The sequence below is a fragment of the Agromyces albus genome, from assembly GCF_030815405.1.
GTDB lineage: Bacteria > Actinomycetota > Actinomycetes > Actinomycetales > Microbacteriaceae > Agromyces > Agromyces albus_A.
In genome coordinates this window covers 3,966,863-3,991,320 of sequence record NZ_JAUSWX010000001.1, presented here as the reverse complement: position 1 = coordinate 3,991,320, position 24,458 = coordinate 3,966,863, and the positions used below count along the sequence as shown (strand labels likewise).

General features: G+C 69.7%; 28 protein-coding genes. 14 read left to right on the top strand and 14 right to left on the bottom strand.

The window, feature by feature from the left end:
• The first annotated feature begins 8 nt into the window (after positions 1 to 8).
• The 3 genes from QFZ29_RS18975 to QFZ29_RS18965 are packed head-to-tail and all read left to right on the top strand — an operon-like array spanning position 9 to position 2,952.
• Positions 9 to 764, top strand: coding sequence for a glutamine amidotransferase (locus QFZ29_RS18975; protein WP_306896072.1), 756 nt, complete (start codon positions 9 to 11; stop codon positions 762 to 764).
• Positions 761 to 2,185: an amidohydrolase gene (locus QFZ29_RS18970; RefSeq protein ID WP_306896070.1), complete on the top strand. Its 1,425-nt coding sequence runs from the start codon at positions 761 to 763 to the stop codon at positions 2,183 to 2,185. Before QFZ29_RS18975 ends, QFZ29_RS18970 begins: the two co-directional genes overlap by 4 nt.
• Complete coding sequence (locus QFZ29_RS18965) at positions 2,182 to 2,952, top strand: creatininase family protein (RefSeq protein WP_306896068.1); 771 nt, start codon at positions 2,182 to 2,184, stop codon at positions 2,950 to 2,952. Before QFZ29_RS18970 ends, QFZ29_RS18965 begins: the two co-directional genes overlap by 4 nt.
• 13 nt (positions 2,953 to 2,965) lie before the next feature.
• Here the strand turns inward: QFZ29_RS18965 and QFZ29_RS18960 are convergent, their stop codons facing one another.
• The 5 genes from QFZ29_RS18960 to QFZ29_RS18940 all read right to left on the bottom strand — a co-directional run bounded on the left by QFZ29_RS18960 (position 2,966) and on the right by QFZ29_RS18940 (position 8,529).
• Positions 2,966 to 3,610 (bottom strand): dihydrofolate reductase family protein, encoded by a 645-nt coding sequence (locus tag QFZ29_RS18960; protein WP_306896066.1) that lies wholly within the window; start codon positions 3,608 to 3,610, stop codon positions 2,966 to 2,968.
• A 3-nt stretch (positions 3,611 to 3,613) separates the two neighbouring features.
• On the bottom strand, positions 3,614 to 4,750 hold the full coding sequence (locus QFZ29_RS18955) for a bifunctional 2-methylcitrate synthase/citrate synthase (RefSeq protein WP_306896064.1): 1,137 nt from the start codon (positions 4,748 to 4,750) through the stop codon (positions 3,614 to 3,616).
• A gap of 88 nt (positions 4,751 to 4,838) precedes the next feature.
• Positions 4,839 to 5,738: a methylisocitrate lyase gene (gene prpB / locus QFZ29_RS18950; protein ID WP_306896063.1), complete on the bottom strand. Its 900-nt coding sequence runs from the start codon at positions 5,736 to 5,738 to the stop codon at positions 4,839 to 4,841.
• A gap of 53 nt (positions 5,739 to 5,791) precedes the next feature.
• Positions 5,792 to 7,330, bottom strand: coding sequence for an MmgE/PrpD family protein (locus QFZ29_RS18945; RefSeq protein ID WP_306896062.1), 1,539 nt, complete (start codon positions 7,328 to 7,330; stop codon positions 5,792 to 5,794).
• 68 nt (positions 7,331 to 7,398) lie between these two features.
• Positions 7,399 to 8,529, bottom strand: a complete 1,131-nt coding sequence (locus tag QFZ29_RS18940) for an enoyl-CoA hydratase/isomerase family protein (RefSeq protein ID WP_306896060.1) — start codon at positions 8,527 to 8,529, stop codon at positions 7,399 to 7,401.
• A 58-nt stretch (positions 8,530 to 8,587) separates the two neighbouring features.
• Between QFZ29_RS18940 and QFZ29_RS18935 the strand changes: the two genes are divergently transcribed.
• Positions 8,588 to 8,965 carry a VOC family protein gene (locus QFZ29_RS18935; protein WP_306896059.1) on the top strand — a complete coding sequence of 126 codons (378 nt, stop codon included), beginning with the start codon at positions 8,588 to 8,590 and terminating at the stop codon, positions 8,963 to 8,965.
• A gap of 39 nt (positions 8,966 to 9,004) precedes the next feature.
• Positions 9,005 to 9,643: a LysE family translocator gene (locus QFZ29_RS18930; RefSeq protein ID WP_306896057.1), complete on the top strand. Its 639-nt coding sequence runs from the start codon at positions 9,005 to 9,007 to the stop codon at positions 9,641 to 9,643.
• 51 nt (positions 9,644 to 9,694) lie between these two features.
• Here QFZ29_RS18930 and QFZ29_RS18925 read toward each other — a convergent pair whose 3' ends face one another.
• Positions 9,695 to 10,609 carry an aldo/keto reductase gene (locus tag QFZ29_RS18925; RefSeq protein WP_306896056.1) on the bottom strand — a complete coding sequence of 305 codons (915 nt, stop codon included), beginning with the start codon at positions 10,607 to 10,609 and terminating at the stop codon, positions 9,695 to 9,697.
• Between the two features lie 60 nt (positions 10,610 to 10,669).
• Between QFZ29_RS18925 and QFZ29_RS18920 the strand changes: the two genes are divergently transcribed.
• Entirely contained in the window at positions 10,670 to 11,038 is a 369-nt protein-coding gene (locus tag QFZ29_RS18920; RefSeq protein WP_306896054.1) for a MerR family transcriptional regulator, read from the top strand.
• An 84-nt stretch (positions 11,039 to 11,122) separates the two neighbouring features.
• Here the strand turns inward: QFZ29_RS18920 and QFZ29_RS18915 are convergent, their stop codons facing one another.
• Positions 11,123 to 11,659: a YbhB/YbcL family Raf kinase inhibitor-like protein gene (locus tag QFZ29_RS18915; RefSeq protein ID WP_306896052.1), complete on the bottom strand. Its 537-nt coding sequence runs from the start codon at positions 11,657 to 11,659 to the stop codon at positions 11,123 to 11,125.
• A 174-nt stretch (positions 11,660 to 11,833) separates the two neighbouring features.
• Between QFZ29_RS18915 and trhO the strand changes: the two genes are divergently transcribed.
• On the top strand, positions 11,834 to 12,736 hold the full coding sequence (trhO, locus tag QFZ29_RS18910) for an oxygen-dependent tRNA uridine(34) hydroxylase TrhO (RefSeq protein WP_306896050.1): 903 nt from the start codon (positions 11,834 to 11,836) through the stop codon (positions 12,734 to 12,736).
• Between the two features lie 17 nt (positions 12,737 to 12,753).
• Here the strand turns inward: trhO and QFZ29_RS18905 are convergent, their stop codons facing one another.
• Positions 12,754 to 13,278 (bottom strand): hypothetical protein, encoded by a 525-nt coding sequence (locus QFZ29_RS18905; RefSeq protein WP_306896048.1) that lies wholly within the window; start codon positions 13,276 to 13,278, stop codon positions 12,754 to 12,756.
• Positions 13,275 to 14,216 (bottom strand): LssY C-terminal domain-containing protein, encoded by a 942-nt coding sequence (locus QFZ29_RS18900; protein ID WP_306896046.1) that lies wholly within the window; start codon positions 14,214 to 14,216, stop codon positions 13,275 to 13,277. Before QFZ29_RS18900 ends, QFZ29_RS18905 begins: the two co-directional genes overlap by 4 nt.
• Before the next feature lie 74 nt (positions 14,217 to 14,290).
• On the opposite strand from QFZ29_RS18900, the gene QFZ29_RS18895 reads away from it, so the two are divergent.
• The gene (locus QFZ29_RS18895; RefSeq protein WP_306896044.1) at positions 14,291 to 15,502 is read left to right on the top strand and encodes a cysteine desulfurase-like protein; all 1,212 of its coding nucleotides are present in this window, start codon (positions 14,291 to 14,293) and stop codon (positions 15,500 to 15,502) included.
• Positions 15,503 to 15,565: 63 nt separating this feature from the next.
• Positions 15,566 to 16,339: an isocitrate lyase/PEP mutase family protein gene (locus QFZ29_RS18890; RefSeq protein ID WP_306896042.1), complete on the top strand. Its 774-nt coding sequence runs from the start codon at positions 15,566 to 15,568 to the stop codon at positions 16,337 to 16,339.
• On the opposite strand, the gene QFZ29_RS18885 is transcribed toward QFZ29_RS18890, so the two are convergent.
• Together QFZ29_RS18885 and QFZ29_RS18880 are read right to left on the bottom strand one after the other, a co-directional pair.
• Complete coding sequence (locus QFZ29_RS18885; RefSeq protein ID WP_306896040.1) at positions 16,336 to 16,917, bottom strand: dihydrofolate reductase family protein; 582 nt, start codon at positions 16,915 to 16,917, stop codon at positions 16,336 to 16,338. The two genes, QFZ29_RS18890 and QFZ29_RS18885, sit on opposite strands and share 4 nt — an antisense overlap.
• 145 nt (positions 16,918 to 17,062) lie before the next feature.
• Positions 17,063 to 17,779 carry a MerR family transcriptional regulator gene (locus QFZ29_RS18880; RefSeq protein WP_306896038.1) on the bottom strand — a complete coding sequence of 239 codons (717 nt, stop codon included), beginning with the start codon at positions 17,777 to 17,779 and terminating at the stop codon, positions 17,063 to 17,065.
• A 232-nt stretch (positions 17,780 to 18,011) separates the two neighbouring features.
• On the opposite strand from QFZ29_RS18880, the gene QFZ29_RS18875 reads away from it, so the two are divergent.
• Genes QFZ29_RS18875 through QFZ29_RS18865 form a run of 3 tightly spaced genes read left to right on the top strand, consistent with a single transcriptional unit; the run spans position 18,012 to position 20,863 of the window.
• Complete coding sequence (locus QFZ29_RS18875; RefSeq protein ID WP_306896036.1) at positions 18,012 to 18,908, top strand: ABC transporter ATP-binding protein; 897 nt, start codon at positions 18,012 to 18,014, stop codon at positions 18,906 to 18,908.
• Complete coding sequence (locus QFZ29_RS18870; protein WP_306896034.1) at positions 18,909 to 19,739, top strand: ABC transporter permease; 831 nt, start codon at positions 18,909 to 18,911, stop codon at positions 19,737 to 19,739.
• A 2-nt stretch (positions 19,740 to 19,741) separates the two neighbouring features.
• Positions 19,742 to 20,863 (top strand): winged helix DNA-binding domain-containing protein, encoded by a 1,122-nt coding sequence (locus QFZ29_RS18865; protein WP_306896032.1) that lies wholly within the window; start codon positions 19,742 to 19,744, stop codon positions 20,861 to 20,863.
• Here QFZ29_RS18865 and QFZ29_RS18860 read toward each other — a convergent pair.
• On the bottom strand, positions 20,858 to 21,247 hold the full coding sequence (locus tag QFZ29_RS18860; RefSeq protein ID WP_306896030.1) for a winged helix-turn-helix transcriptional regulator: 390 nt from the start codon (positions 21,245 to 21,247) through the stop codon (positions 20,858 to 20,860). The genes QFZ29_RS18865 and QFZ29_RS18860 overlap by 6 nt on opposite strands.
• A gap of 168 nt (positions 21,248 to 21,415) precedes the next feature.
• Between QFZ29_RS18860 and QFZ29_RS18855 the strand changes: the two genes are divergently transcribed.
• Both QFZ29_RS18855 and QFZ29_RS18850 read left to right on the top strand, forming a co-directional pair.
• Complete coding sequence (locus tag QFZ29_RS18855; protein WP_306896028.1) at positions 21,416 to 22,048, top strand: FMN-dependent NADH-azoreductase; 633 nt, start codon at positions 21,416 to 21,418, stop codon at positions 22,046 to 22,048.
• Positions 22,049 to 22,169: 121 nt separating this feature from the next.
• Entirely contained in the window at positions 22,170 to 22,550 is a 381-nt protein-coding gene (locus tag QFZ29_RS18850) for a DUF1304 domain-containing protein (RefSeq protein WP_306896026.1), read from the top strand.
• Positions 22,551 to 22,586: 36 nt separating this feature from the next.
• Here the strand turns inward: QFZ29_RS18850 and QFZ29_RS18845 are convergent, their stop codons facing one another.
• Positions 22,587 to 22,982 carry a hypothetical protein gene (locus QFZ29_RS18845; protein WP_306896024.1) on the bottom strand — a complete coding sequence of 132 codons (396 nt, stop codon included), beginning with the start codon at positions 22,980 to 22,982 and terminating at the stop codon, positions 22,587 to 22,589.
• Between the two features lie 131 nt (positions 22,983 to 23,113).
• A complete protein-coding gene (gene hemL, locus QFZ29_RS18840) occupies positions 23,114 to 24,427 on the bottom strand; it encodes a glutamate-1-semialdehyde 2,1-aminomutase (RefSeq protein WP_306896815.1) in 1,314 nt (437 codons plus the stop codon).
• Positions 24,428 to 24,458 lie beyond the last annotated feature (31 nt).

Sequence of the window (24,458 nt, the reverse complement as noted above, 5' to 3'; positions counted from 1 at the left end):
GGAGCCCTGTGGCCCGTGTCCTGCTCATCGGCGAATCCTGGTTCGTCCACTCCATCCACCAGAAGGGCTTCGACTCGTTCACGACGTCCGAGTACACGCTCGGCGGTTCGGAGTTCGTAACGGCCCTCGAGGCGCACGGGCACGAGGTCACCCACGTGCCGGCACACGAGGTGCCGACGCGCATTCCCACCACGGTCGAACTGCTGCGATCGCTCGCCGACGTCGTCGTGATCTCGGATGTCGGTGCGAACACGTTCCAACTGCCGCCGCAGACCTTTTCCGCGTCGGTCGCCGACGTCGACCGCACGGAGGTGCTGCGCGCCTTCACCGAGCGCGGCGGAGGACTCTTCATGGTCGGCGGCTACATGACGTTCTCGGGCATCGACGCCAAGGCCCGCTGGGGCCGCACGCCGCTCGCAGAGGCACTGCCGGTCACGGTCCTCGACCGCGACGACCGGGTCGAGCTTCCGTCGGGGATGGTCCCCCGCGTCGCCACGGCGCATCCGATCACGCACGGCCTCGACGCGGAGTGGCCCGCCCTGCTCGGGCTCAACGAGGTGAAGCTGAAGGAGACGGCCCTCGGCCTCGCGACGTGCGCGGGGCATCCGCTGCTCGCTGTCGGCCAGTACCGTGCGGGCCGCGCCGCCGCGTTCACCTCAGACCTCGCGCCGCACTGGGCGCCTCCCGCCTTCCTGACCTGGAGCGGCTACGGCATGCTCTTCGACCGCACCATCCGCTGGCTCGCCCGAGAGGAACTGCCGTGACCGACGCCGCCACCATCGACGCCACCCGCATCGACACCGTGATCACGGGAGCGACCGTGCTCTCACACACCACCCGCCCTGCATCCGACTACCCCTCGCTGCCGCGAGACGATCTCGAGGCGCGGGGTACCGCCGTCTTCCTGCCCGACCACGCGATCGGCATCGCCGACGGCGCGATCGCCTGGGTCGTGCCGACGAGCGAGGTCGACCCGGCGTCGCTCGCGGGCGCGACCGTGATCGACGGGCGCGGACACGTGGCGATCCCCGGCCTCATGAACTCGCACACACACTCGCCGATGACGATGTTCCGCGGCTCGGCCGAAGACGTGCCGACGAACGAGTGGTTCAACAAACACATCTGGCCGATGGAGGTGAACCTCACCGATCGTGACGTCGCCCTCGGCGCGCAGCTCGCGATCGGCGAGATGCTCCTCGCCGGCGTGACGAGCTTCGCCGACCACTACTTCGCGACCGACCGCATCGCCGAAGCCGTCGAGGCGAGCGGGGCACGCGCCCTCCTCGCCTCGACGTTCTTCTCCTCGGAGGGCGAGAAGGGCATCCGCAGGTCGGCCGAGTTCGCCGAGCGCTGGAACGGAACCGCCGACGGTCGCATCACGACCGCGATGGGCCCGCACGCCACCTACACGGTCGACGACGGCGACCTCGAGCAGACTGCCGAGCACGCCCGCCGCCTCGGCGTGCGCACCCACATCCACGCCTCCGAGGCGCCCGCCCAGACGGAGTCGAGCCTCGGCCGTCGCGGCGTCACACCGATCCAGGTGCTGCACGACACGGGCATCCTCGAGACCGGGGCGATCATCGCCCACGGCGCCGGCATCATCGAAGACGACCTCCAGTGGCTCGTGCCATTCGCCGATCGAGTGGCCGTGGCATCCTGCAGCAAGGTCTACCTGAAGCACGCCCAATCGGGCGGAACCCCGGTGCGGATGCTGCACGACGCCGGCATCACCGTGGGCGTCGGCACCGACGGACCCGCCTCGCACAACACCCTCGACGTGCTCGAAAGCATGCGGTTCCTCTCGCTCGTGCAGAAGGACGTGCACAGCGACGCGACGTGGCTCACCTCGCAACATGCCCTCGACCTCGCCACGCGGCAGAGCGCCGACGCGTTCGGCCTGGGCGACCGGCTCGGACAGCTGCGCCCCGGATACCGCGCCGACATCGTGCTCATGGACACCATGGGCCCCCACATGCAGCCGATGCACGACCTCGCGGCAGCGCTCGTCCTGAGTGTCAAGTCGAGCGATGTGCGCACGGTGCTCGTCGACGGCCGGGTCGTCGTCGAGAACGGGCGGCTCACGACGATCGACGTGAGCGCGGCCATCGAGGAGCTGAACCGGCGCATCCCCGAGCTCACCGACACGTCCCACGGCAGCGCGATCCAGGACTACGCGCCGTGATCGAGGCCGTGAACGCGTCGTGGACGGATGTCGCGGCGCACCTCGCCGGCGGCGCTGGCGGTGCCGGTGGCTCCGGCCTCGCGATCCTGCCGTTCGGCGCGCTCGAGCAGCACGGCCCGCACCTGCCGCTCGGCACCGACACGGTCACCGCCGCCGAGGTGGCGCGTCGCCTCGCCGAGCGCCTCGACGCCGTACTCCTGCCGCCGGTGCACTACGGGGAGACCTGGAACAACGCGGGCTACCCGGGCACGCTCTCGCTCTCGCCGGCCACGGTGACGGCGATCGCGGTCGACCTCGGACGTGCGCTCGCGGCATCCGGTGCTCGCGGCTTCGTCATCGTCAACGGCGACTGGGGCAACCGGATGCCGCTGCACGCCGCGATGCGCGCCCTCAACGCCGATGGCGTGATCGCCGCCATTTCCCTCGACTACCCGGGCATGGATGCCGCCATCGACGAGCTGCGCGAGAGCGCGCCCGCCGCGCCCGGCCTCAACCACGCCGAGGAGATCGAGACCTCGATCATGCTCGCGATCGCGCCCGAACAGGTGCTGCCTGAGCGGTATGTCGCGGAGTACCCGGAGTTCCCGAGCGACTTCGGTACGCTCCCAATGCAACTGCACCCGTTCTCGCAGAGTGGCGTGTTCGGCGACCCGAGCACGGCAACCGCCGCCAAGGGCGAAGCAATACTCGCCGCGACCGTCAAGGCGTCGCTCCGGGTGCTCGAGGACTTCAACGCCGGCGTCGCAGGCGCGCGAGAGCCGTCGTAACCGCCGCTGGCAGTTACCGTTCGACCTCGGCACGCACCCGATACCGCAAGTGCGTGGCGAGCGCACCCTGCTGGACCCCGAGCGGATCGAGCTCGATGCGGTATGGAGAGGAATCGGGGAACAGCCTCGAGCCGCCGCCCAGCAGCACGGGCGCAAGGTGGAGGCGCACCTCGTGGACGAGTCCGAGCGCGAGCGCCTGGCGTGCGACATCCGCTCCGCCCATGATGCAGACGGATGCCGCGCTGGCCACGTCGTCGGCCCGAGCCACCGCCTCGGCGACCCCGCCGGTCACGAACTCGTAGCGCGATCCGCCCCGCTCGAGCGGCTCGCGGTCACGGGTCGTCACGACGAAGACCGGGCGACCCTCGAACACCGGGTCGTCGCCCCACGGTCCCTCGCCGACGTCGAACGTGCGGCGTCCGATCACGAACGCGCCGGTCGATTCGAACATGCGAGCGGCAACGCTGCGGTCGATCTCGTCGGGTGAGGCATCCGGTGCCCCCTCGGTGCCGCCGCCGCTGAAGGCGCCCACGAAGTTGCCACCGAGCCACTCCTGCACGCGCTCGCCGCCCACGCCGAGCGGATCCTCGAGGCTCACCGCGGGTGCGGCCGTGAAGCCGTCGAGCGTCATCGTCATCTCGAGGAAGATGTGCGACACCGCTCAGCCCTTCGCCGGGACGTGCCGTTCGTCGGGGCCGTTGTAGACGGAGAGCGGCCGGATGAGGGCGTTCGACGCCGCCTGCTCCATGATGTGCGCCGTCCACCCCGTGATGCGGCTCGCCACGAAGAGCGGCGTGAACGTCTCGGTGTCGAAGCCCATGACGTGGTAGGTCGGGCCGGTGGGGTAGTCGAGGTTCGGCTTGATGTTCTTGCGCTCGGCCATGCCGTTCTCGAGCGCCTCGTAGAGCTCGAGCAGGTCGCGGCGATCGTAGTGCTCGAGCATCCGCTCCATCGCGTCGCGCATGGTGGGCACCCGTGAGTCGCCGTTCTTGTAGACGCGGTGCCCGAAGCCCATGATCTTGCGCTTCTCGGCGAGCGCGGCGTCGAGCCACGCCTCGGTGCGGTCGGCGGTGCCGATCTCGCCGAATGCGTGCATGACCGCCTCGTTCGCCCCGCCGTGCAGCGCCCCCTTGAGTGCGCCGATCGCACCGGTGACCGCGGAGTACAGGTCGGCGAGCGTCGACGTGATGACGCGTGCCGTGAAGGTCGAGGCGTTGAAGGAGTGCTCGGCGTAGAGGATCATCGACACGTCGAACGCGTTGACGACCGCGAGCTCGGGAGCTTCGCCGAATGCCTGCCAGAGGAAGTTCGCCGAATAGCCGAGGTCGGCGCGGGGTTCCACGAACTCGAGGTCGTGGCGGCGGCGCTGGTCGTAGCTGATGATCGAGGGGAGCTTCGCGAACAGGCGGATCGACTTGTCGAGGCTGGCCTCGCGCGATTCGTCGGGCGTGTTCGGGTCGCTCGCGCCGATGACGCTCACGGCGGTGCGCACCACGTCCATCGGGTGCGCCGTGAGCGGGATCTCGTCGATGATGCGCTTCACCTCGTGGTCGAGGCCGCGGTACGAGCGCTCGAGCTCCTCGAACGCGGCAAGCTGCTCGTCATCGGGAAGCTCGCCGTACCAGAGCAGGTAGGCGACCTCTTCGAAGGTGACGGATGCCGCGAGCTCCTGCACCGGGTACCCGCGGTAGAGCAGCGAGTTCGTGTCGGAGTTGACCATCGACACGGCCGTGTAGTCGACCGGCACTCCAGCCAGGCCCTTGTAGATGACGGGCTCTGCCCCCTGCTGATCGCTCATCGTGCTCCTCGCGTGACGATGCGGCCGCTGCGGCGCGACCGCTCCCCCAGCCTACGACCACGGCGCGCTCCGCCGCGCGCCTGCTCGGTCAGCGAGCGACGCGGAAGTTGAAGATCGAGGTGTCGAAGCGGTTGTAGCCCTCGTAGTCGATGAGCTCGTAGAGGTCGGCGCGGTGCTGCATGGTGCCGAGCATGCCGCCCAGCGATCCGGATGCCTCGAGCTCGTCGAGTCCGCGCCCGGCGGCGCCCATCGCGAGCCGCAGCAGCGACACGGGCCAGATCACGAGATTCATGCCGACATCCGCCAGCTGCTGCACCGTGAAGAGGTCGCTCTTGCCGAACTCGGTCATGTTCGCGAGCAGCGGCACGTCGACGGCGGCGCGGATCGCGGCGAACTCCTCGAGCGAGGCCATCGCCTCGGGGAAGATCGCGTCGGCGCCCGCATCGACGAGCTTCTTCGCGCGGTCGACCGCGGCGGGAAGGCCATCGACGGCACGGATGTCGGTGCGCGCCATGATGAGGAAGTTCGGGTCGCGGCGGGCGTCGACGGCGGCACGGATGCGCTGCAGGGCCGTGGACTCGTCGACGACCTGCTTGCCGTCGAGGTGACCGCACCGCTTCGGGTTGACCTGGTCTTCGATGTGGAGGCCCGCGAGGCCCGCGTCCTCCATCTCCTGCACGGTGCGAGCGACGTTCATCGGCTCGCCGAACCCGGTGTCGGCGTCGATGATCGCGGGCAGTTCGGTCATCCGGGCGATCTGCTTGCCCCGGCCCGCGACCTCGGTGAGCGTCGTGAGGCCGATGTCGGGCAGCCCCAGGTCGGCCGAGAGCACGGCGCCCGAGATGTAGACGCCCTCGAAGCCCTTCTGCTCGATGAGCCGCGCGGAGAGCGGGTTGAACGCACCCGGGAACCGGAGGACCTCGCCGCTCGCGAGCCGTTCGCGGAAGAGCCGGCGCTTCTCGGCAGGCGGGGTCTGGGCGTAGAGCATGGTGGGCCTCCTCCGATCCACCCTAGCCGCGCCGGGCGAAGGGGCCGCCGGGGCTAGAAGAGGCCCTGCGGGATGTCGATGCCGACGAGCGCACCGGGCGCCGCCGTGATCGTGAGGCCGCCGAGTTCGTCGGGGCCGAGTTCGGGCAGGCGCTGCGCGAGCTCGAGGAACCGCTCGATCTCTGCCTCCTCGAGCACCCACTCGGCGAGCGAGCGGAACTTCTGCACGTACTGCTCGCGACCGAACGGACGGGCACCCAGCGGGTGCGCGTCGGCGACGGCGATCTCGTCGACGATCTCGCCGCCGTCGGCGAGCTTGATGACGACCCGGCCGCCGAACGCCTTCTCGGCCATGTCGAGCGAGTGGTAGCGGCGCGTCCACTCGGCGTCTTCGACGCTCGTGACCTTCTTCCACAGCTCGACCGTGTCGGCGCGGTGGGCCCGCTCGGGCGAGTAGGAGTCGGCGTGGTTCCATGCGCCGTCCTGCAGGGCGACCGCGAAGATGTAGGGGATCGAGTGGTCGAGCGTCTCGCGCGAGGCGTCGGGGTCGTACTTCTGCGGGTCGTTCGCTCCCGAGCCGATCACGAAGTGCGTGTGGTGCGAGGTGTGCAGCACGATCGACTCGATGCGTTCGGGGTCGTCGAGGATGAGCGGGTACTCCTCGTGGAGCTTGCGCGCGAGGTCGATCCACGCTTGCGCCTGGTACTCCGCCGAGTGCTCCTTCGTGTACGAGTCGAGGATGGCGCGCTTCGACTCGCCCTCGTCGGGCAGCGGCACCTCGTACGTGGCATCCGGGCCACCGAGCAGCCAGGCGATCACGCCGTCTTCACCCTCGTAGATCGGCACGGGGCTCGTCTGCCCGCGCATCGCGCGATCGACCGCTTCGACGGCCATCTTTCCGGCGAACGCTGGAGCGTGCGCCTTCCACGTCGAGATCTCGCCCTTGCGGGACTGGCGCGTCGCCGTGGTGGTGTGCAGCGCCTGGCCGATCGCCTGGAAGATCGTCTCCTGGTCGAGGCCGAGGAGCGTGCCGATGCCCGCGGCGGCCGACGGACCGAGGTGCGCGACGTGGTCGATCTTGTGCTCGTGCAGCGAGATCGCCTTCGCGAGGTCGATCTGCACCTCGTAGCCGGTGGCGATGCTCCGCACGATGTCACGGCCGCTGAGCCCGCGGCTCGCGGCGAGGTGCTGGGCGACGGCGACGATCGGCGGGATGTTGTCGCCGGGGTGCGAGTATTCGGCGGCGAGGAACGTGTCGTGGAAGTCGAGCTCGCGCACGGCGACCCCGTTCGCCCATGCCGCCCACTCGGGAGACGTGCGGCGCGCGGCATCCGCGCCGAAGACGGTGGCGCCGTCGCCCCCGATCGAAACCGGGTGGGCGAGTGCCTGGCTCCGCGCCGACACCACCGGCCCGCGCCCGAGGGAGGCCGCCGCGACCGCAGCATTGTCGATGACCCGGTTGACGACCATGTCGACGACGCCGTCGTCGAGCTCGACTGGATCGACCGCGACGCCGGCCAACTGCCAGGCGAGCTGGCCCTCGCGAGCGAGGTTCTCGTCACTCCGGTGTGTGCGCAAATGGTGGGTCTTCACCCGTCCAACGCTAGCGGTTGGGCTGCCGGATGCCGCGGTGGAACACGTTCTCCCAGCGCTTGCGCGGGTCAGCTCGGCCAGACCGGCTCGTGCACCTGCTCCTCGAGCACGCGTGCCGCGAGCCCGCGATCGACCTCGCCGAGGGTCGCCGGACGCCACTTCGGCGAGCGGTCCTTGTCGATCACCTGCGCGCGAATGCCCTCGCGCAGATCGTGCTGTTCCATGAACCACGACACGAGCCGGAACTCCTGCTCGAGCGCGTCTTCGAGGCGCGGCAGGGTGCGGGCGCGGCGCACCGACTCGAGCGTCAGCGTGAGCGCGGTGGGCGAGAGCGTCTCGAGCTCGTCGGCGGCAGCGGCGGCGTATGCGGAGGCGGCAGGGTCGAGCGGATGCCGCAGCAGGGCGTCGGCGGGCGCGCTGCCGATGCGGCCCGCGGCATCCGCCCTGCCCTCGGAGAATGCGCGCAAGCGCTCGATGATCTCGGCGACCGTGGGCGCGGAGTAGCAGGCGTCGACCCAGTCGCGTGAAAGGGCGAGCGTCGACGGGCCCGGCGTCTCGTCGAAGAGCATGACGATCTCGTAGGGGCTGCCCGGGTCGGCGCGCTCGGTGAGGGCCTGCAGGAGGTGCGGGATGAGTTCGGAGGTCACGAACGCGTCGGCGAATCCCGCGTGCAGGGCGTCGGCGGCGTCCATCGTGCGCGAGTTGAGGCCGACGTGCACGCCGAGCTCGCCGGGCGCCCTGCCGAGCAGCCACGATCCGCCGACGTCGGGCGTGAATCCGATGCGGGTCTCGGGCATCGCCACGCGCGACCGCTCGGTGACGATGCGGATGGCCGCGTGCCCGGCGAGGCCGATGCCGCCGCCCATCGTGATGCCGTCCATGATCGCGACGACCGGCTTCGGGTAGCGGGCGATCATCGCGTCGAGGCGGTACTCCGCCCGGAAGAAGGCGCGCGCCTCTTCGTGCCGATCATCGGTGGCGTAGCCGTAGAGCTCGCGGATGTCGCCGCCGGCCGAGAAGCCGCGCTCGCCCGCGCCGTCGAGCACGACGAGCTCTACCTGGGAGTCGTTGCGCCATTCCTCGAATACGGAGGTGAGCGTGCGGATCATCTCGTAGCTCAGGGCGTTGAGCGCCTGGGGCCGGTCGAGCGTGACGTGGCCGACACCGTCGGCGACGCTCGTGGAGATATGGTCGCTCACGAGTCACACCGTAGCGGCATCCCGCCCGGCGGCGTAGCCTCCCCTTCGAGGAGGGGTCATGATCGAATCCGCGTTTCCGATTCTCGAGGTGCCCGACCTGGAGGCCGCGCTCGGCTTCTACCGCGACGGGCTCGGTGCCATGGTCGTCTACCGGTTTCCACCCGAGGGTCCGCCGGCGTACATCTCGCTGCAGGCCGGTTCCTCCTCGATCGGCATCGGCTTCGCCGAGACGGTGACGCCGCCGTCGAACATCCTGCTCTGGTTCTACGTCGACGACGTCGATGCCGTCACGGCCGCGCTCGCCGCCCGCGGCGCCGAGGTGATCGAGGAGCCCGTCGACCAGGAGTGGGGCGAACGCACGTCGCTCGTCACCGATCCGTTCGGCACGCGCGTGCGACTCGGCGCCGCGATCTCTCCGCCGCCCGACGAGGAGTGACCCGGCCGGCTCTGGCGGACGCGGGGGTAGCATCGCTCCATGGTCCCCGTCGAGAACCTCTGGGCGTTCGCCCTGGCATCCGTCGTGCTCATCCTGATCCCCGGCCCGAGCGTGCTGTTCGTGATCGGTCGCTCCCTCGCCCTCGGCCGACTGGGCGGCCTGCTCAGCGTGCTCGGCAATGCGATCGGAATGCTGCCGCTCATCGCTGCCGTGGCGCTCGGCGTCGGCGTGGTCGTCGCGCAGTCCGTCGTAATCTTCACGATCATCAAGTTCGTCGGCGCGCTCTACCTCGTCTACCTGGGCATCCAGGCGATCCGGCACCGAGCGGATGCCGCTTCCGGCGTGAACGGCGAGCTCCCGTCGCGCTCGCACTGGCGCCAGCTCGGCGAGGGCTTCGTCGTCGGCGTCACGAACCCCAAGACCATCGCGTTCTTCGTGGCCGTGCTGCCGCAATTCGTCGACTTCAGGGGCGGATCGATCCCCCTGCAGATGTTCGAACTCGGCGTGGTGTTCGTGGTGCTCGCCCTCCTTTTCGACTCGGTCTGGGCCCTCGCCGCGAGTGGGGCCCGCACGTGGTTCGCCCGCTCGCCAAGACGCGCCTCGCACCTCGCCGCGACGGGCGGCGTCATGATGATCGGACTCGGCGGCGTGCTCGCGTTCAGCGGCAACAAACACTAGGTGTACGAGGCCAGGACGTTGTGCTGTCGGCGCTAGCGGGTGAGCGCGCGTTCACTGACCACGCTTGGTTGTCTCGGTGGGGCTGATGCGCTGGAGCTTTTCCTCGGTCAACTTGAGGCGGCTCGCGCTGATGTTCTGTTCGAGGTGGGCGATGGAAGTCGTGCCGGGGATCGGGAGGACGTTCGTTGCGCGCTGAAGCAGCCACGCCAACGCGACCTGGGAGGAGGTGACTTTGAGCTCGGCGGCGACATCATCGAGCGTGCCTCCAGGACGGGCGAGGTCGCCGATAGCGAGGGGGAAAAACGGGATGAAGGCGATGCCCGCTCCGGTCGAGTAGTCCAGCACGGCGTCGTGGTCCCGAGCCGAGAGGTTGTAGTGGTTCTGCACCGCGGCGATCGGCGTAGCGAGGCGAGCTTTGCTCAGCTCGTCGATGGTGACCTCGGAGAGCCCGATGTGCCGGACCTTCCCCTGCTCGCGAAGCTCCGCGAGAGCGCCGACCTGATCCGCAATCGTGTAGGCCGGGTCTAGGCGATGCAGCTGGAGCAGGTCGATCGTCTCTACGCGCAGCCGGCGCAGGCTCAGCTCGACCTGCTGCTTGAGGTATGCCGGGTTCCCGAGCGGCACCCACTCCGTCGGCGAGGGCCGCACATTCCCTACCTTGGTCGCGATCACCAGATCCTCCGGGTAGGGGTGCAGCGCCGCGGCAACGAGCTCCTCGCTCTCGCCAAACGCGTACGCGTCCGCGGTGTCGATCAACTGCACACCCAGCTCGACGGCACGACGGAGCAGGGCGATCGCTTCGGAGGGGTCCGCAGGTGCACGCCAGATCTGCGCACCGGCCTGGGTGCCGTCACCGGTCGCGTCGGTGAGACGCATGGTGCCGAGGCCGATTCTGCGGACGGGGAGGTCGCCGCCAAGCAGGAAGAAGTCGTCAGCGAGGGATGTTGCATCGGTCATGGTCGTCATGACCATCACGGTAGGAACTGACGCTAGCGTCACATGCAAATCGCCTCGAAGGAGTCAACGATGCCCGGTCTGTACGACGACACAATCCCCATCGGCGAGCTTTCCGACCGCACCGGTGTCAGCGTCCGCGCGCTGCGCTACTACGAGCAGAATGACCTCCTCAACGCGGTACGCACCAGCGCCGGGCACCGCAGGTTCCGACCCGCCGATGTCGAGAGCGTGCGTCGAATCCGACTGCTCCTCAACGCGGGACTGCCCCTCGCCGTCGTCTCCCAGGTCATCCCCTGCTTCCTGGACGACGGCGCACGACTGCACGCTTGCGTCAGCGACTACCTTCGCGCTCACCTGGAGACCGTCCAGGCGCGCATGGAGGCACTCGACGAGCAGCAGGGTACGATCCGTCTACTTCAGCAACTCGTCGTCGCATAGATGTCTCGCCAACCCGAGCGCTCGATCAGCGTGCCGGCTCCGAGAACCCGGGATGCGCGTGCGGGCGCCTGCCGGCGGCGCGGTTCAGTCGCCGGAGGCGGTGCCCACGAGGATGCCTCGACCGAGCCCGTGGAAGAAGAGCTGCATACCGAGGCCGGCGAGCGCGGCATCCGTCGACACGTCGACGTGCGGCACGTCGAGCGCGTGCACGACGAAGAAGTAGCGGTGCACTCCCGTTCCGGGCGGCGGCGTGGGTCCCGAGTAGCGGCGCTCGCGATCGTCGTTCGGCAGCATGAGGGCGCCCTCGGGGAGGTTCTCGCCGCCCGCGGCGCCGGCATCCGTCGGCAGGCTCGTCTGGGTCGCCGCGAGGTTCACGACCGCCCAGTGCCACCAGCCCGAGGCGCTCGGGGCGTCGGGGTCGAAGCACGTGACGGCGAAGCTTCTGGTCTGCGCCGGGAAGCCCGTCCAGCTGAGCTGCGGTGACCGATCGAGGCCGCCGTGGCTCGAGCCGAGTTGCGCTCGGTCGAGGGCGCCGTCGCCGCGCACATCGCTGCTCACGAGACTGAAGGTCGGAAGGGGCTTCAACCCCTGCAGGGCCTCGTACGGGTTGTAGTCGAACATCTCGATCTCCTCGAGTCGGACGCCATCACGACGGTGCACCTCGCCGCAGAGGCGCAGATCTCTCGCGACCAGCGTACGCCGCCCATTTTTCCGGGCGACAGGCGTTGCCCGGCGAACGGTGACGTGCTCCACGCACAACAGCAACCACCCAGCGAGCGCCCGTAAAATCTGCGGGTGGCCGTCGCCAAAATCCTCCTCTACTACGTCTTCACACCGCTCGCCGACCCCGACGCCATCCGGTTGTGGCAGCGTGACCTCGCCGACTCGCTCGGCCTGCGCGGCCGCATCCTCATCTCGAAGGACGGCCTGAACGGCACCCTCGGCGGCGAGCTCGACGCGCTCAAGCGCTACGTGCGCAGCACGCGCGACTACCCCGCATTCAAGGACATCGACTTCAAGTGGAGCGGCGGCACCGGCCTCGATGGCGAGAGCGGCAGCCTCGACTTCCCGAAGCTCAGCGTGAAGGTTCGCGACGAGATCGTGAGCTTCGGCGCACCCGGCGAGCTCGAGGTCGACGACGGCGGCGTCGTGGGCGGCGGCACGAAGCTCTCGCCCGAGGCGCTGCACGAGCTCGTGGCCGCACGCGGCGACGAGGTGGTCTTCTTCGACGGGCGCAACGCGCTCGAGGCGGCGATCGGGCGATTCCGCGGGGCAGTCGTGCCCGACGTCGCGACGACTCGCGACTTCGTGGCCGAGCTCGATTCGGGCAAGTACGACGAGCTGAAGGGCAAGCCCGTCGTCACGTACTGCACCGGCGGCGTGCGCTGCGAAGTGCTCTCGAGCCTCATGACGAGTCGCGGCTTCGGCGAGGTGTACCAGCTCGACGGCGGCATCGCGCGCTACGGCGAGCGCTACGGCGACGACGGCCTCTGGGACGGCTCGCTCTACGTCTTCGACGCGCGCGGCGCGGTCGACTTCAGCGATCACGCCGCGATCATCGGCCGCTGCGAGATCTGCGGTTCGCCTGCGGGTCGAACGTTCGATTGCACGGATGCCGCGTGCCGCGTCCAACTCGTCGCGTGCAAGGCGTGCGCCCCCGCGCCGTGCTCCGAGCACTCCCTCGCGGTGGTTGAGTAGCCCGCGAAGCTCGCTGGCTACTCACCACCGCGGCGGGGCCGGGGACGGCGGGCGTAGACGCGAGCGTTGTGGCTCGAGAGTGCGAGCAGCACGAGGATGTCGAGCGAGAGGGTGATCAGCGTCGTTCGCAGCGTGATCTCGGCGTCGTCGCTGAAGTAGTCGATCGCCGCGACCGTGATGCTGATCGTCGCGAACACCATGACGGTGATGCGGGCCCAGTTGCTCCCGCGATAGACGAGCAGGGCCATGGCGAGCACGGCCAGCAGGATGACCGCGCCGATGATGAGCACCACGGTGAGGATGACAGCGGATGCCGCGGTCTCATCGGTACCCGGCTCGAGCTCGATGTCGAGGTCCTCGGTGACCACGCGGTCCCACTCCAGGGCGAGCGCGATGAGCCACACCACGCCCGCGAGCGCGCGAAGCACCACGAGCACCGCGCCGAACGACGTGGCGATCGGTCGGCGCATCTGCGGCGGCGGGGTCTCGCGCTCCAAGAGCACGGCAGGGGGCTCGAAGGCCGGACGCTTCTCGACGCTCATGACGTCTTCACCCCCGGCACCACGCGAACGCGCTCAGGAGCGGCATCCGATGCATCCGACTCATCCGACGCCTCGATCGCAGCGGCGCCCACGGCGCCCGACTCACGCACGTCACTCACGTCGAGCACCGGCAGGTCGCCGTCGGTGCGCACGGAGTCGCCGCCGCCGTTGCGCGAGTGATAGCCGGTCGAGAAGTCACGCAGGATGACGACGCGCGCGTCGGGGTTCGCGCCGAGCACGGTGCTCACGATGTGGTCGCGCTCGACGTCGATGTCGGCGTCGATCTTGTGCGTGACCTGCAGCGTGAAGAGCGAGAACCCGACGGCGCGGTCGAACGTGCCTGCCGCGAGCCAGTCCACCCTGCGCCCGCCCGGCAGGAGCCAGCCGTCGGGGGTGCGCCAGAAGCGCACGTGATGGCGCTTGGCGGGATTGCCCAGCACCTCCTGCTGGTACGCGAAGTCCTGCTGTCGGCCGAAGAGGAAGAGCGGGCTCACGGGCGCCTCGTCGTAGCTGCGGCGCGTGATCGTCGAGGTTACGATGCGCCAGCTCGAGGCGAGGGTCACGTCGTCGGCGCGAGTCCAGGCGGCGGCCCGCATCGCGGCGTGCACGGATGCCTCGTCGCCGTCGAGCGCGAGGTTCACCGGATCGCCGAGCAGGCCGTCGCTCGTTCGTGCCCGGCCGATGAAGTAGTCGGGCACGTAGATCGCCGTGAGGATGCGGTGCAGGCGCGGCAGCACGAGGTAGGCGAGCACGAGCCAGAACACGACGAAGAACGCGATGCCGAACCAGCCGAACGCGAACGTCTCGCTGAGCACGAGCCAAGCGAGCCAGACCGCCGCGAGCCCGGCATAGACGAAGAAGAATCCGTCGAGGGCGGCGTTGATCGAGAGTCGCCGCGGTGGCGGCGGCTCGGATGTGTCGGCGCCCGGCTCGCCCATGTCTGCATGCTATCGCTCACCCATTCGCACCCGAGGCCTCCGACGCAACCGGCGCCTGTTCTAGGCTCGTCCGCATGGCCTACGACGTGTCGCGCATCCGTTCGGAGTTCCCCTCGCTCGAGAGCGGGTGGGCGCACTTCGACGGACCGGGCGGCACGCAGACTCCGCGGCTGGTGGGCGACGCCGTGGCATCCGTGCTCACCGGTCCGCTCTCGAACCGAGGCACGATCGGCGAGTCCGAGGAGCGGGCCGAGGCGGCGGTGCACGGGTTCCGGCTCGCGATGGCCGACCTCGTGAACGGCCACCCGCGCGGAATCGTGCACGGGCGCAGCGCCACGCAGCTCACCTACGACTTCTCCAGGCACCTCTCGCGGGAGTGGGGGCCGGGCGACGAGGTCGTCGTCACGCGGCTCGACCACGACGCGAACATCCGGCCGTGGGTGCACGCGGCCGAGCGGGCCGGGGCGAGGGTGCGCTGGGTCGACTTCGACCCGGCGACGGGCGAGCTGTCGACGGATGCCGTGACGGCGGCACTCTCCGATCGCACTCGCTTGGTCGCGGTGACGGCGGCCTCGAACCTCATCGGCACGATGCCCGACATCCCCGCGATCGCGGCCGCGGTGCACGACGCCGAGGCGTTGCTCTTCGTCGACGGCGTGCACTATGCGGCACATGAGCTGCCCGACGTCACCGCGCTCGGCGCCGACTTCTTCACGTGCTCGCCTTACAAGTTCCTCGGCCCGCATTGCGGTGTGCTCGCCGCCCGGCCCGAGCTGCTCGACACGATCTCACCCGACAAGCTGCTGCCGGCCACGAACGTCGTGCCCGAGCGATTCGAGTTCGGCACCCTCCCCTACGAACAGCTCGCGGGCGTCACGGCGGCCGTCGACGTGCTCGCTTCCCTCGACCCCGAGACGACGGATGCCGCGAGCTCCCGCCGCGACCGCCTCGCCGCGTCATACGGGGCGCTGCGCGAGCACGAGTCCGCGCTGCTCGAACGGCTCGAGGCGGGCATCTCGGCGCTGCCCGGCGCGACGACCTGGTCGCGGGCGGCGCGCCGCACGCCCACGCTGCTCGCGACGTTCGACGGCCACGCGGCATCCGCTCTCACGACGGCGCTCGCCTCGCGGCAGGTGCTCGCACCGAGCGGCAACTTCTACGCGCTCGAGGCTTCGCGGCACCTCGGGCTCGGCGATGGCGGCGGCCTGCGCATGGGACTCGCGCCCTACAGCGACGACGACGACGTCGAGCGGCTCCTGGCCGGCCTCGCTGACGTGCTCGGCTGAGAGTCAAGGCTGAAAGCCCAGAGGTCGAGTGAATCATCGGCTGAGCGCCCATAGGCTGAACGGATGACTCTCGCCGATACCGCCGCCGAACTTCGCCGCCTGCACACCGCCCCCGAGCTCCTCCAGGTGGTGAACGTGTGGGACGTCGTGAGCGCGAAAGCCGTCGCCAGCCTCCCCGAGACCCGCGCTCTCGCCACGGCGAGCCACTCGATCGCGTCGACGTTCGGCTACCCCGACGGCGAACAGATCCCGGTCGAAATCATGCTCGACATGGCGGGCCGCATCGCCCGGGCCGTCGACGTGCCCGTGAGCGCCGACCTCGAAGCCGGCTACGGCGACCCCGCCGAGACTGTGCGCCGCGCGATCGGCGAGGGCATCGCGGGAGCGAACCTCGAAGACGAGCTCAAGCCGCTCGCCGAGTCGGTCGCCGCCGTCGAGGGAGCGGTCGCCGCCGCCGACGCCGAGGGCGTGCCCTTCGCACTGAACGCTCGCACCGACGCGTTCCTCCGCGGCAGTGACCGCCCCCGAGACGTGTGGATCGCCGACGCGATCGAGCGCGGCCGCGCCTATCTCGACGCGGGCGCGACGTGCGTGTTCGTTCCCGGCATCTTCGGCGAAGACGAGGTGGTCGAACTCGTCGACGGCATCGGTGCGTACCGAGTGAGCCTCATCGGCCTGCCCGGCGTCCCGACTCCCGCGAGGCTCGCCGAGCTCGGCATCGCCCGGTTGTCGTACGGCCCCACCACGCAGCGTGTCGCGCTCGGTGCCCTGCAGGACCTCGCGGCCGAACTCTATGCCGGGGGCGTGCTGCCCAGCGGCATCCGCGCGCTCAACTAGGGCAGCACAGCAGCCGTAACTCGCGTGGGCCGGTATCGCACGGCGACCGCGCCCGACCGGAACTCATTGCGGTCCACGAGCTCGAGCTGGATGCGCTCGCGCAGGCCGGCGAGCAACGTCGGCCCGTGTCCGGCAAGGACCGGCTGCACAACGAACTCGTACTCGTCGATCAGTCCCAGATCTGCCAACGCCAGGGGGAGCGTCACGCCACCCACCCACAGGCCCTCGCCTGACTCCTGCTTGAGCCGTTGAACCGCTGGTCCCAAGTCACCTCGCACCAGCTCGGCATTCCAATCGACCCCGCTCAGCGTGCTCGACACGACGTACTTCTTCGCCCGGTCGATGGTCTCGGCGAACGGGATCTCCCACTCATCCATCCAGTCAGGCCACGTGCCCGTGGCCGGCTTCCGCCACGCCGACTCCATCATCTCGTAGGTCACCCGGCCGAATAGCAGGGCATCGGCTCGCTCCATCTCAGCGGTCCAGTAGCGCATCGACTCCTCGTCCGGGGGGAGCCCTGCCTCGTGATGGCAGCAGCCGTCGAGCGTGACGTTGATCGAGTATCGAAGTGGTCTCATCTCGTTGCTCTCCCTTGATGCGCGCCCCGCGTTCACCGGACCGTACTCAGACGATTGCCGGCGCCATTTCCCATCGGCGCCCCGATCGCACCTACCTTAACGCCGTCATGATGCGAACCCGGAGCAAATGTTCACGAGACTCGCCCTACGCCTGATAGAGCCACGCGACGTTCCCATCCGGGTCCTTGACCACGGACGATCGCGGCATGCCCTGAAGATCGTGTGGCGGGCGGACCTCCTCGGCGCCCGCCGAGATCGCCCGCGCGTGCGCAGCGTCGAGATCGTCGACGGTGATGCCGAACGTCGCGGGTCCCACGGCACCGAGCTGGTCCGCCGTCTGGAGGTGGATCAGGAAGAAGTCGGGGTGGTCCCAGGAACCGAAGACGAAGCCGTTGAAGTCCTCGTCGTCAGTTCTCTGCGTGGTCCGCCAATCGAAGCCGAACGCGTCGGCGTAGAAGGCGGCAGCCTCGTCCACGTCCCGGACGAGCAGCTTGATCTGGACAGGTCGAGCGGTGTTGAGCGTGCTGTTCATGGGTTTTCCCTCCATCATTCGGGTGATTTGTTGAATCGCATCGCCGTCGCGGCTCTGTCGACGGCGGAGAGCATCTCGGTGTCGATCGAGGGCGTCCCTGGCGGAGCCTCCGCCGTCGAGCACCACCGCGATCTCGTCGAGGGGAAGCCCGGTCCAGCGAAGGGCGCGGATTCGTCGCGCTCGTTCGAGTTGGCTGCGGTCATACCTCCGCTGCCCGCCGTCGCTCACATCCGCGGGCACCAGTAGACCGATGTCGTCGTAGTGCCTCAAGGTGTGGATGGAGAGTCCCGCAAGTCTGCCGAACTTCCCGATTGCGTCCAATTCGCTCACAAAGGCAATCTTGGGACCTCGGGCGGCCCGAGGGTCAAGTGCGTTCTGCAAAGGAGCACGCCCTGGCCGCCCAACGGGCCCACCCATCTGGGCCCATGCGCGAATCCCCCGCGCGAGGGATGCCCCGAACCGGCCGCGGTCGCTAGGGTGAGCCGTATGGCGGTTCCGGCCGTCGGGTCGTGCGGGGGTGCGACCAGCGCGGCCATGCTCGCCCCCAACAGGAGGAGAGCGCATGCAGAGCGGCATCCCCATCGAGATCACCGGTCTCAGCAAGCACTTCGGGCACGTCGTCGCGGTCGACGACCTGACGTTCACGGTGCAACCCGGCCGGGTCACCGGTTTCCTCGGCCCGAACGGCGCCGGCAAGACCACGACGCTGCGCGTGCTGCTCGGGCTCGTGCATCCGAGCGCCGGCACCGCGACGTTCGGCGGCACGCCCTATTCGGCACTGCCGCGGCCGCTCGAGACGGTCGGCGCCGCGCTCGACGCGAACTTCCATCCGGGGCGCACGGCTCGCGATCACCTCAAGGTCTACGCGACTGCAACGGGCCTCTCCAATGCGAGAGTTCCGGTGGTGCTCGAGCAAGTGGGCATGACCGAGTTCGCCGACCGGCGGGTCGGTGGCTACTCGCTCGGCATGCGCCAGCGACTCGCGCTCGCGTACACGCTGCTCGGCGACCCTGGCGTGTTCGTGCTCGACGAGCCGATCAACGGCCTCGACCCCGAGGGCATCAAGTGGATCCGCGGCTTCCTGCAGAACCTCGCCCACGAGGGCCGCACGGTGCTCGTGAGCTCGCACCTCCTGAGCGAGGTGCAGCAGAGCGTCGACGAGGTCATCATCATCTCGAAGGGCCGCCTCGTGAAGAGTGGCACGCTCGTGAGCCTCGAACTCGCCGCGGCACCGCGCACGATCGCCGACTCGCCCGACCGGGAGGCGCTCTCCGCCGCGCTCGACGAAGCCGGCCTCGAGTACACCGAGGGTCGCAACGGCTTCATCGTCAACGAGCCCGACCCAGGCCGCGTCGGCCACGCGGCGTTCCTCGGCGGCGTCGAGCTGAACACCCTGCACCGGTTGAAATCGGGGCTCGAAGAGTCGTTCCTCTCGCTCGTCGGCGGGGGTGAACAGTAGATGCCGTTCCTCCGCGCGATCGCCTCAGAGTTCCAGAAGGTCTTCACCACTCGCATGTGGTGGCTGCTCGCCCTCCTGCTCGCCGGCTATGTGGCCCTCATGTCGGGCGGGTTCGGCGCCTTCCTCGGCTGGGCGAGTGAGAATCCGGATGCCGCGGCCTCCGCCGGCGGCGGCACCACCATCCCGTCGGGACTCGACATCGCCCCGCTCGTCTACAGCTTCGCAACGTCGATCGGCTACGTCTTCCCGGTGCTCCTCGGCGCCCTCGCCGTCACGGGCGAGTTCCGGCACAAGACCCTCACGCCCACGTTCCTCGCCGAGCCGCACCGCACCACCGTGCTCACCGCGAAGTTCCTCTCGCAGCTCGCGATGGGTGCAGGGCTCGGCGTGATCGCGTTCGCCGTCTCGGTCGGCACCGGGGCCGCGGCCCTCGCTGGCTTCGGCCTCGACACGGGTCTCGACGACGCCGACACGTGGGCGCTCATCGGACGCGGCGTACTCGCGATGGCGCTCTGGGGTGCGATCGGCGTCGGGCTCGGCGCGCTCGTGCCCAACCAGGTCGCCGCGATCGTCATCGTCATCGCGTTCACCCAGTTCGTCGAGCCGATCCTGCGGTTCACGGCCTCGCTCAACGACGTCACCGCGAACATCGGCAAGTTCCTGCCGGGTGCCGCCAGCGACGCCCTCGTCGGGGCGTCGTTCTACAACATCGCCTCGCTCGGCACCGCGGCGACGCTCGAGTGGTGGCAGGGCGGTCTCGTACTGCTCGGCATCGCCGTCGTCGCGACGTTCATCGGGGCGGCGACCACCTGGCGAGGGGACGTGTCGTAGGCGTGGATCTGGCAACGCTCCGGCAGCTGCGGCTCCGCGTGCAAGGAGTGCGCGAGCCGGTTGCCGCCTCGGCGCCCGAGGTCGTCGAGCGTTTCGTCGCCGTGCAGTCGCAGGAGTTCGTGCCGGCCCAGTGGGGCCTCGCAGCGCGCGTGCGCTCCGAGCACCGCCCCGACGCGGCATCCGTCGCCGCCTCGATCGACCGCGGCGAGATCCTGCGCACGCACGTGCTGCGCCCGACGTGGCATTTCGTGAGCCCCTCGGATGCCAGGTGGTTGCTCGAGCTCTCGGCAGAGCGCGTGCATCGGCTGAACGCGACGTACTACCGCCGTGTCGGTCTCGAGGGTGAAGCGGCCGCTCGCGGCCTCGACGTCGTGGCGCGCGCCCTCGAAGGCGGACACCGCACCCGGGCGCAACTGACGGCGGCGCTCGACGAGGCCGGGTCGCCCATGGCGGGCCTCGCCTTCGGCTACCTGCTCATGCTCGCCGAGCTCGAACGCGTGGCGATCAGCGGCGCGAACGTCGGCAGGCAGCGCACCTACGCGGCGTTCGACGAGCGAGTGCCGGCCTCGGCGCCGAAGCCGCGCGACGAGGCGCTCGCCGAGCTCGCCGAGCGCTTCATCGGCTCACGCGGACCGGCGAACGAGCGCGACTTCGCGGCCTGGTCGGGCTTCACGCTCGGCGACGCACGACAGGCGTTCGCCGACGCCGCCGACCGGAGCGACGGTCGCATCACGACGGTCGAGGTCGACGGTGAGACCCACTGGCTGGATGCCTCGGCGGTGCCGGATGCCGCGGCGGCAGCCTCGGCGACCGAGAGCGACACCGACCGCGTCGACCTGCTGCAGGCCTACGACGAATACATCATGGGTTACGCGGCGCCACGCGCGTACCTCCAGTCGCCGGAGCGCCCGGCCCCCGTGGGCGCGGAGTTCCCGCTGCACGCGCTCATGATCGGCGGGGTCATGTGCGGCCGGTGGGCGCCGGTCGTGAACGCGAAGCGTGCGGTGGTGCGCATCGTGCCATGGCGCACGTTCTCGCCTGCCGAGGAGCGCTCGCTCGCGGCATCCGTCGCCGAGCTCGAACGATTCCTCGGCCTGCCCGTCACGGTCGAGCGGAGCTCATGAGGCGCTGATCATCCGGCGGTGCTTCACCTCGGCCATGTTCGCGTCGGCCCAGTCCTTCATGTGCCACACGATCGGCATCAGGCTCTCGCCCAGCGCGCTGAGCGAGTACTCGACGTGCGCCGGGAACACCTGCTTCACCTCGCGACCGACGATGCCGTCGCGCTCGAGCAGCCGCAGCGTCTCGGTGAGCATCTTCTGGCTGGCACCGGGTATCCGTGCGCGCAGCTCGGAGTGGCGCAGCGGCTGTTCCGACAGTTGGAGCAGCACGAGCGTCGTCCACTTCGTGGCGAGGATCTCGAGCACCTGGCGCGAGGGACACTCGGCCAGGTAGTCGGCGTAGGCGTCTTTCGCGACGGCGCGCCTCTGGTCGGCGGTGAGGGTCACTCGTCCTCCATGATCTCGGTCGGGGTCGGCACCTTCACCACCCCACGGCACTTCGAAGTGCCTGCTGTTCCGGATGCCGCAGCGCTGTGAGTATCGAAACCGCCGCGCAGCCACATCCATTCCGGCCTCGCGGCCCGACTGCCCGACATCCCTCAGCCGAAGGAACCCATGACCCACCTGCTGCACGTCAACGCATCCGCCCGTGGCGACGCGAGCCGCTCGCTCGAGCTGGCCACCCGCTTCATCACCGAGCTCGAGGAGGCCGACGACGGCCTGACCGTCGACCGGCTCGATGTCTTCGACGGATCGCTTCCAGAGTTCGGCACCGTAGCTGCAGGTGCGAAGATGGCGGTCTTCGCCAGGCAGGACCAGACGGTCGCGGAACGCCGTGCGTGGGAGGATGCACGCGCCGTGTTCGATCGGTTCGCCGCGGCCGACGTCTACGTCTTCAACGTGCCCTTCTGGAACGCCGGCGTACCGTACGCCCTGAAGCAGCTCGTCGACGTGATCACCCAGCCCGGCTGGACCTTCGCCTTCGATCCCGACCGCGGCTACCGCGGCCTCCTGCAGGGAAAGCGGGCGTTCGTGGTCTACACGAGCGGCGTGTACGCCGACGGGCGGCCTCCGTCGTTCGGCGCCGACTTCACGACCACCTTCTTCCGCGATTGGCTGGAGTTCATCGGCATCGCCGACGTGCACGAGGTGCGGTACGGGCCGACCGTCGTCAATGCCGATGTCGAGGGCACGCGCCGCACGGCGATCGACGCGACCGTGGCGGCCGCGCGGCGATTCGCGGCGTGATCGTCGGATGACGTCACAACTCCGGAGACGCGCACCGATGCGCCGGCGAGCCGACCGAGTCGCGCGGCGTGTCACACGGTATCTCCGGAGTAGTGCATCGGGCCGCTCGTACGATCGCGGCATGGCCGTCATCGCGAGCATCATCGTCGCCCTCGCCGCGCTCCTGCACGGCTACATCTTCCTGCTCGAGAGCGTGCTGTGGGCGAAGCCCGCCACGTGGAAGCGGTTCGGCGTCGCCGACCAGGCGAGCGCCGATGTGACGAAGCCCATGGCCTACAACCAGGGCTTCTACAACCTGTTCCTCGGACTCGGCGCGGCCCTCGGCCTCATCCTGTTCTGGACGGGAGCCGACTCGGTCGGGAAAGCGCTCGTGCTCTTCACGACAGGGTGCATGGTGCTCGCCGCTGCGGTGCTCATCACGACCGGGCGCGGCTACCTGAAGCCCGCGCTCATCCAGGGCACGCTGCCGCTCATCGGCTTCGTGCTGTTCCTCTTCGCCTGAGCCGGATGGCCGCCGTGCGGGCGCCGACGCGCCGGCTCAGTCGGATTCGGCGTCGGATTCGGCGGCGGGTGCTGCCGACGGCGGCGAGTTGAGCTTCAGCCGGTCGATGAGCGCACCGGCGTGATTGGTGCTCACGATGAGCCGCGTGAACTCGCCTGCGGCGAGCTCGATGACGACGGCGGGCCGCTTGCCCTTGGCGATCACGAAATCGCTGCCGCCGTGGTATTTCCAGACACCCACCGCGACGACGAGCGGAATCGCCGAGCCGCGCACGCGGATGCCGCGGATCCAGATCCACGGGTCGTCGGTGATCGTGGCCGACTTGATGTCGTCACGCTGCACCACGATGTCATCGGCGCGCAGCGCGAGCGACTTCTCGGCCGGAGTGAGGTGAACCTCGATCCGGTCGGTGTGCACGCGGAGGTGGGCCATGGTTCCATCCTGCCCGAGTCGACGGCCCGCCGTGGTGTCGATGCCCGACAAACCCGCAAACGATTCATGCACGATTCCTCGCGGCACCATCTCAACTGGTTACTTCCAATGAGCGGATGCCGCAGGCCCGATCAGGCAGAGCGAGCGGATGCCGCGGCGCGAGCCGCCCCCGGCAGCGCGTCGAGCACGCGGCCGATCGCGGCCTCGTCGTGCGCTGCCGTGACGAACCACGCCTCGAACACGCTCGGCGGCAGGGAGACCCCCGCCTCGAGCATCGCGTGGAAGAATGGGGAGTAGCGCCAGGACTCCTGGCGCAGCACTCCGGCGTAGTCGTGCACTCCCCCGGCAACCGCCTCTCCGAACACGAAGCTGAAGAGGTTGCCGGCGTGCTGCGCGCGGTGCGCGACGCCTTCTGCGGTGAGCGCCGCGGAGACGGCGTCGCTGATGGTCGCAGCCGTCGCGTCGAGATGCTCGTACACCGCGGCATCCGCTGCCCTGAGTGTTGCGATGCCCGCCGCGACCGCGACGGGGTTGCCCGAGAGGGTGCCGGCTTGGTAGACCGGGCCGAGCGGCGCGAGCTGATCCATGATCTCGGTGCGGCCGCCGAGTGCCGCGACGGGCATACCGCCGCCGATGACCTTGCCGAAGGTCAGGAGGTCGGGGGTGTAGGCGGATTCGGTGCCGTTCTCGAGGCCCCACCAGCCGGCGGCCGAGACGCGGAAGCCCGTGAGCACCTCGTCGGAGATGACGAGCGCGCCGTGCGCATGGGCGAGCTCGACGAGCGCGCGGTTGAAGCCGGGAAGCGGCGGCACGACGCCCATGTTCGCGGCAGCGGCTTCGGTGATGACGGCGGCGATGCGGTCGCCGTGCTCGGCGAAGACGGCGCGCAGGGCGTCGAGGTCGTTATAGGGCACGACGAGGGTGAGCGCGGCGATCTCGCGGGGCACTCCGGCCGAGCCGGGCAGCGCGAAGGTCGCGAGGCCCGAGCCGGCCTCGGCGAGCAGGCCGTCGGAGTGGCCGTGGTAGTGACCGGAGAACTTCACGAGCAGGTCGCGGCCGGTGAATCCGCGAGCGAGGCGGATGGCGCTCATCGTCGCCTCGGTGCCCGTCGAGACGAGGCGGAGTTTCTCGACGGGAGCGATGCGCTCCTCGACGAGCTCGGCGAGTTCGGTCTCGGCGGGCGTGGAGGAGCCGAACGAGAGACCGCGCGCCGCGGCATCCGTCACCGCCTCGACGACCCTGGGGTCGGCGTGCCCGAGGATCGCGGGGCCCCAGCCGGCGACGAGGTCGACGTACTCGCGGCCCTCGGCGTCGGTGACGTAGGGGCCACGCGCCGAGACGAGGAAGCGCGGCGTGCCGCCGACCGAGCGGAACGCCCGCACGGGCGAGTTGACGCCACCGGGGATCGCGGCCTGGGCGCGGGCGAAGAGCCCGGCGTTCGTCACATCCGGCGGCTGAGGAGCCAGCGAAGCAGGC

Coding starts and splice junctions, on each gene's coding strand:
- QFZ29_RS18955 (WP_306896064.1), bottom strand. CDS start 4,750: ATGAGCGATCAGCAGGGGGCAGAGCCCGTCATCTACAAGGGCCTGGCT.
- prpB (WP_306896063.1), bottom strand. CDS start 5,738: ATGCTCTACGCCCAGACCCCGCCTGCCGAGAAGCGCCGGCTCTTCCGC.
- QFZ29_RS18935 (WP_306896059.1), top strand. CDS start 8,588: ATGATCGAATCCGCGTTTCCGATTCTCGAGGTGCCCGACCTGGAGGCC.
- QFZ29_RS18930 (WP_306896057.1), top strand. CDS start 9,005: ATGGTCCCCGTCGAGAACCTCTGGGCGTTCGCCCTGGCATCCGTCGTG.
- QFZ29_RS18925 (WP_306896056.1), bottom strand. CDS start 10,609: ATGACGACCATGACCGATGCAACATCCCTCGCTGACGACTTCTTCCTG.
- QFZ29_RS18920 (WP_306896054.1), top strand. CDS start 10,670: ATGCCCGGTCTGTACGACGACACAATCCCCATCGGCGAGCTTTCCGAC.
- QFZ29_RS18915 (WP_306896052.1), bottom strand. CDS start 11,659: ATGTTCGACTACAACCCGTACGAGGCCCTGCAGGGGTTGAAGCCCCTT.
- QFZ29_RS18905 (WP_306896048.1), bottom strand. CDS start 13,278: ATGAGCGTCGAGAAGCGTCCGGCCTTCGAGCCCCCTGCCGTGCTCTTG.
- QFZ29_RS18900 (WP_306896046.1), bottom strand. CDS start 14,216: ATGGGCGAGCCGGGCGCCGACACATCCGAGCCGCCGCCACCGCGGCGA.
- QFZ29_RS18895 (WP_306896044.1), top strand. CDS start 14,291: ATGGCCTACGACGTGTCGCGCATCCGTTCGGAGTTCCCCTCGCTCGAG.
- QFZ29_RS18890 (WP_306896042.1), top strand. CDS start 15,566: ATGACTCTCGCCGATACCGCCGCCGAACTTCGCCGCCTGCACACCGCC.
- QFZ29_RS18885 (WP_306896040.1), bottom strand. CDS start 16,917: ATGAGACCACTTCGATACTCGATCAACGTCACGCTCGACGGCTGCTGC.
- QFZ29_RS18875 (WP_306896036.1), top strand. CDS start 18,012: ATGCAGAGCGGCATCCCCATCGAGATCACCGGTCTCAGCAAGCACTTC.
- QFZ29_RS18870 (WP_306896034.1), top strand. CDS start 18,909: ATGCCGTTCCTCCGCGCGATCGCCTCAGAGTTCCAGAAGGTCTTCACC.
- QFZ29_RS18855 (WP_306896028.1), top strand. CDS start 21,416: ATGACCCACCTGCTGCACGTCAACGCATCCGCCCGTGGCGACGCGAGC.
- QFZ29_RS18850 (WP_306896026.1), top strand. CDS start 22,170: ATGGCCGTCATCGCGAGCATCATCGTCGCCCTCGCCGCGCTCCTGCAC.
- QFZ29_RS18845 (WP_306896024.1), bottom strand. CDS start 22,982: ATGGCCCACCTCCGCGTGCACACCGACCGGATCGAGGTTCACCTCACT.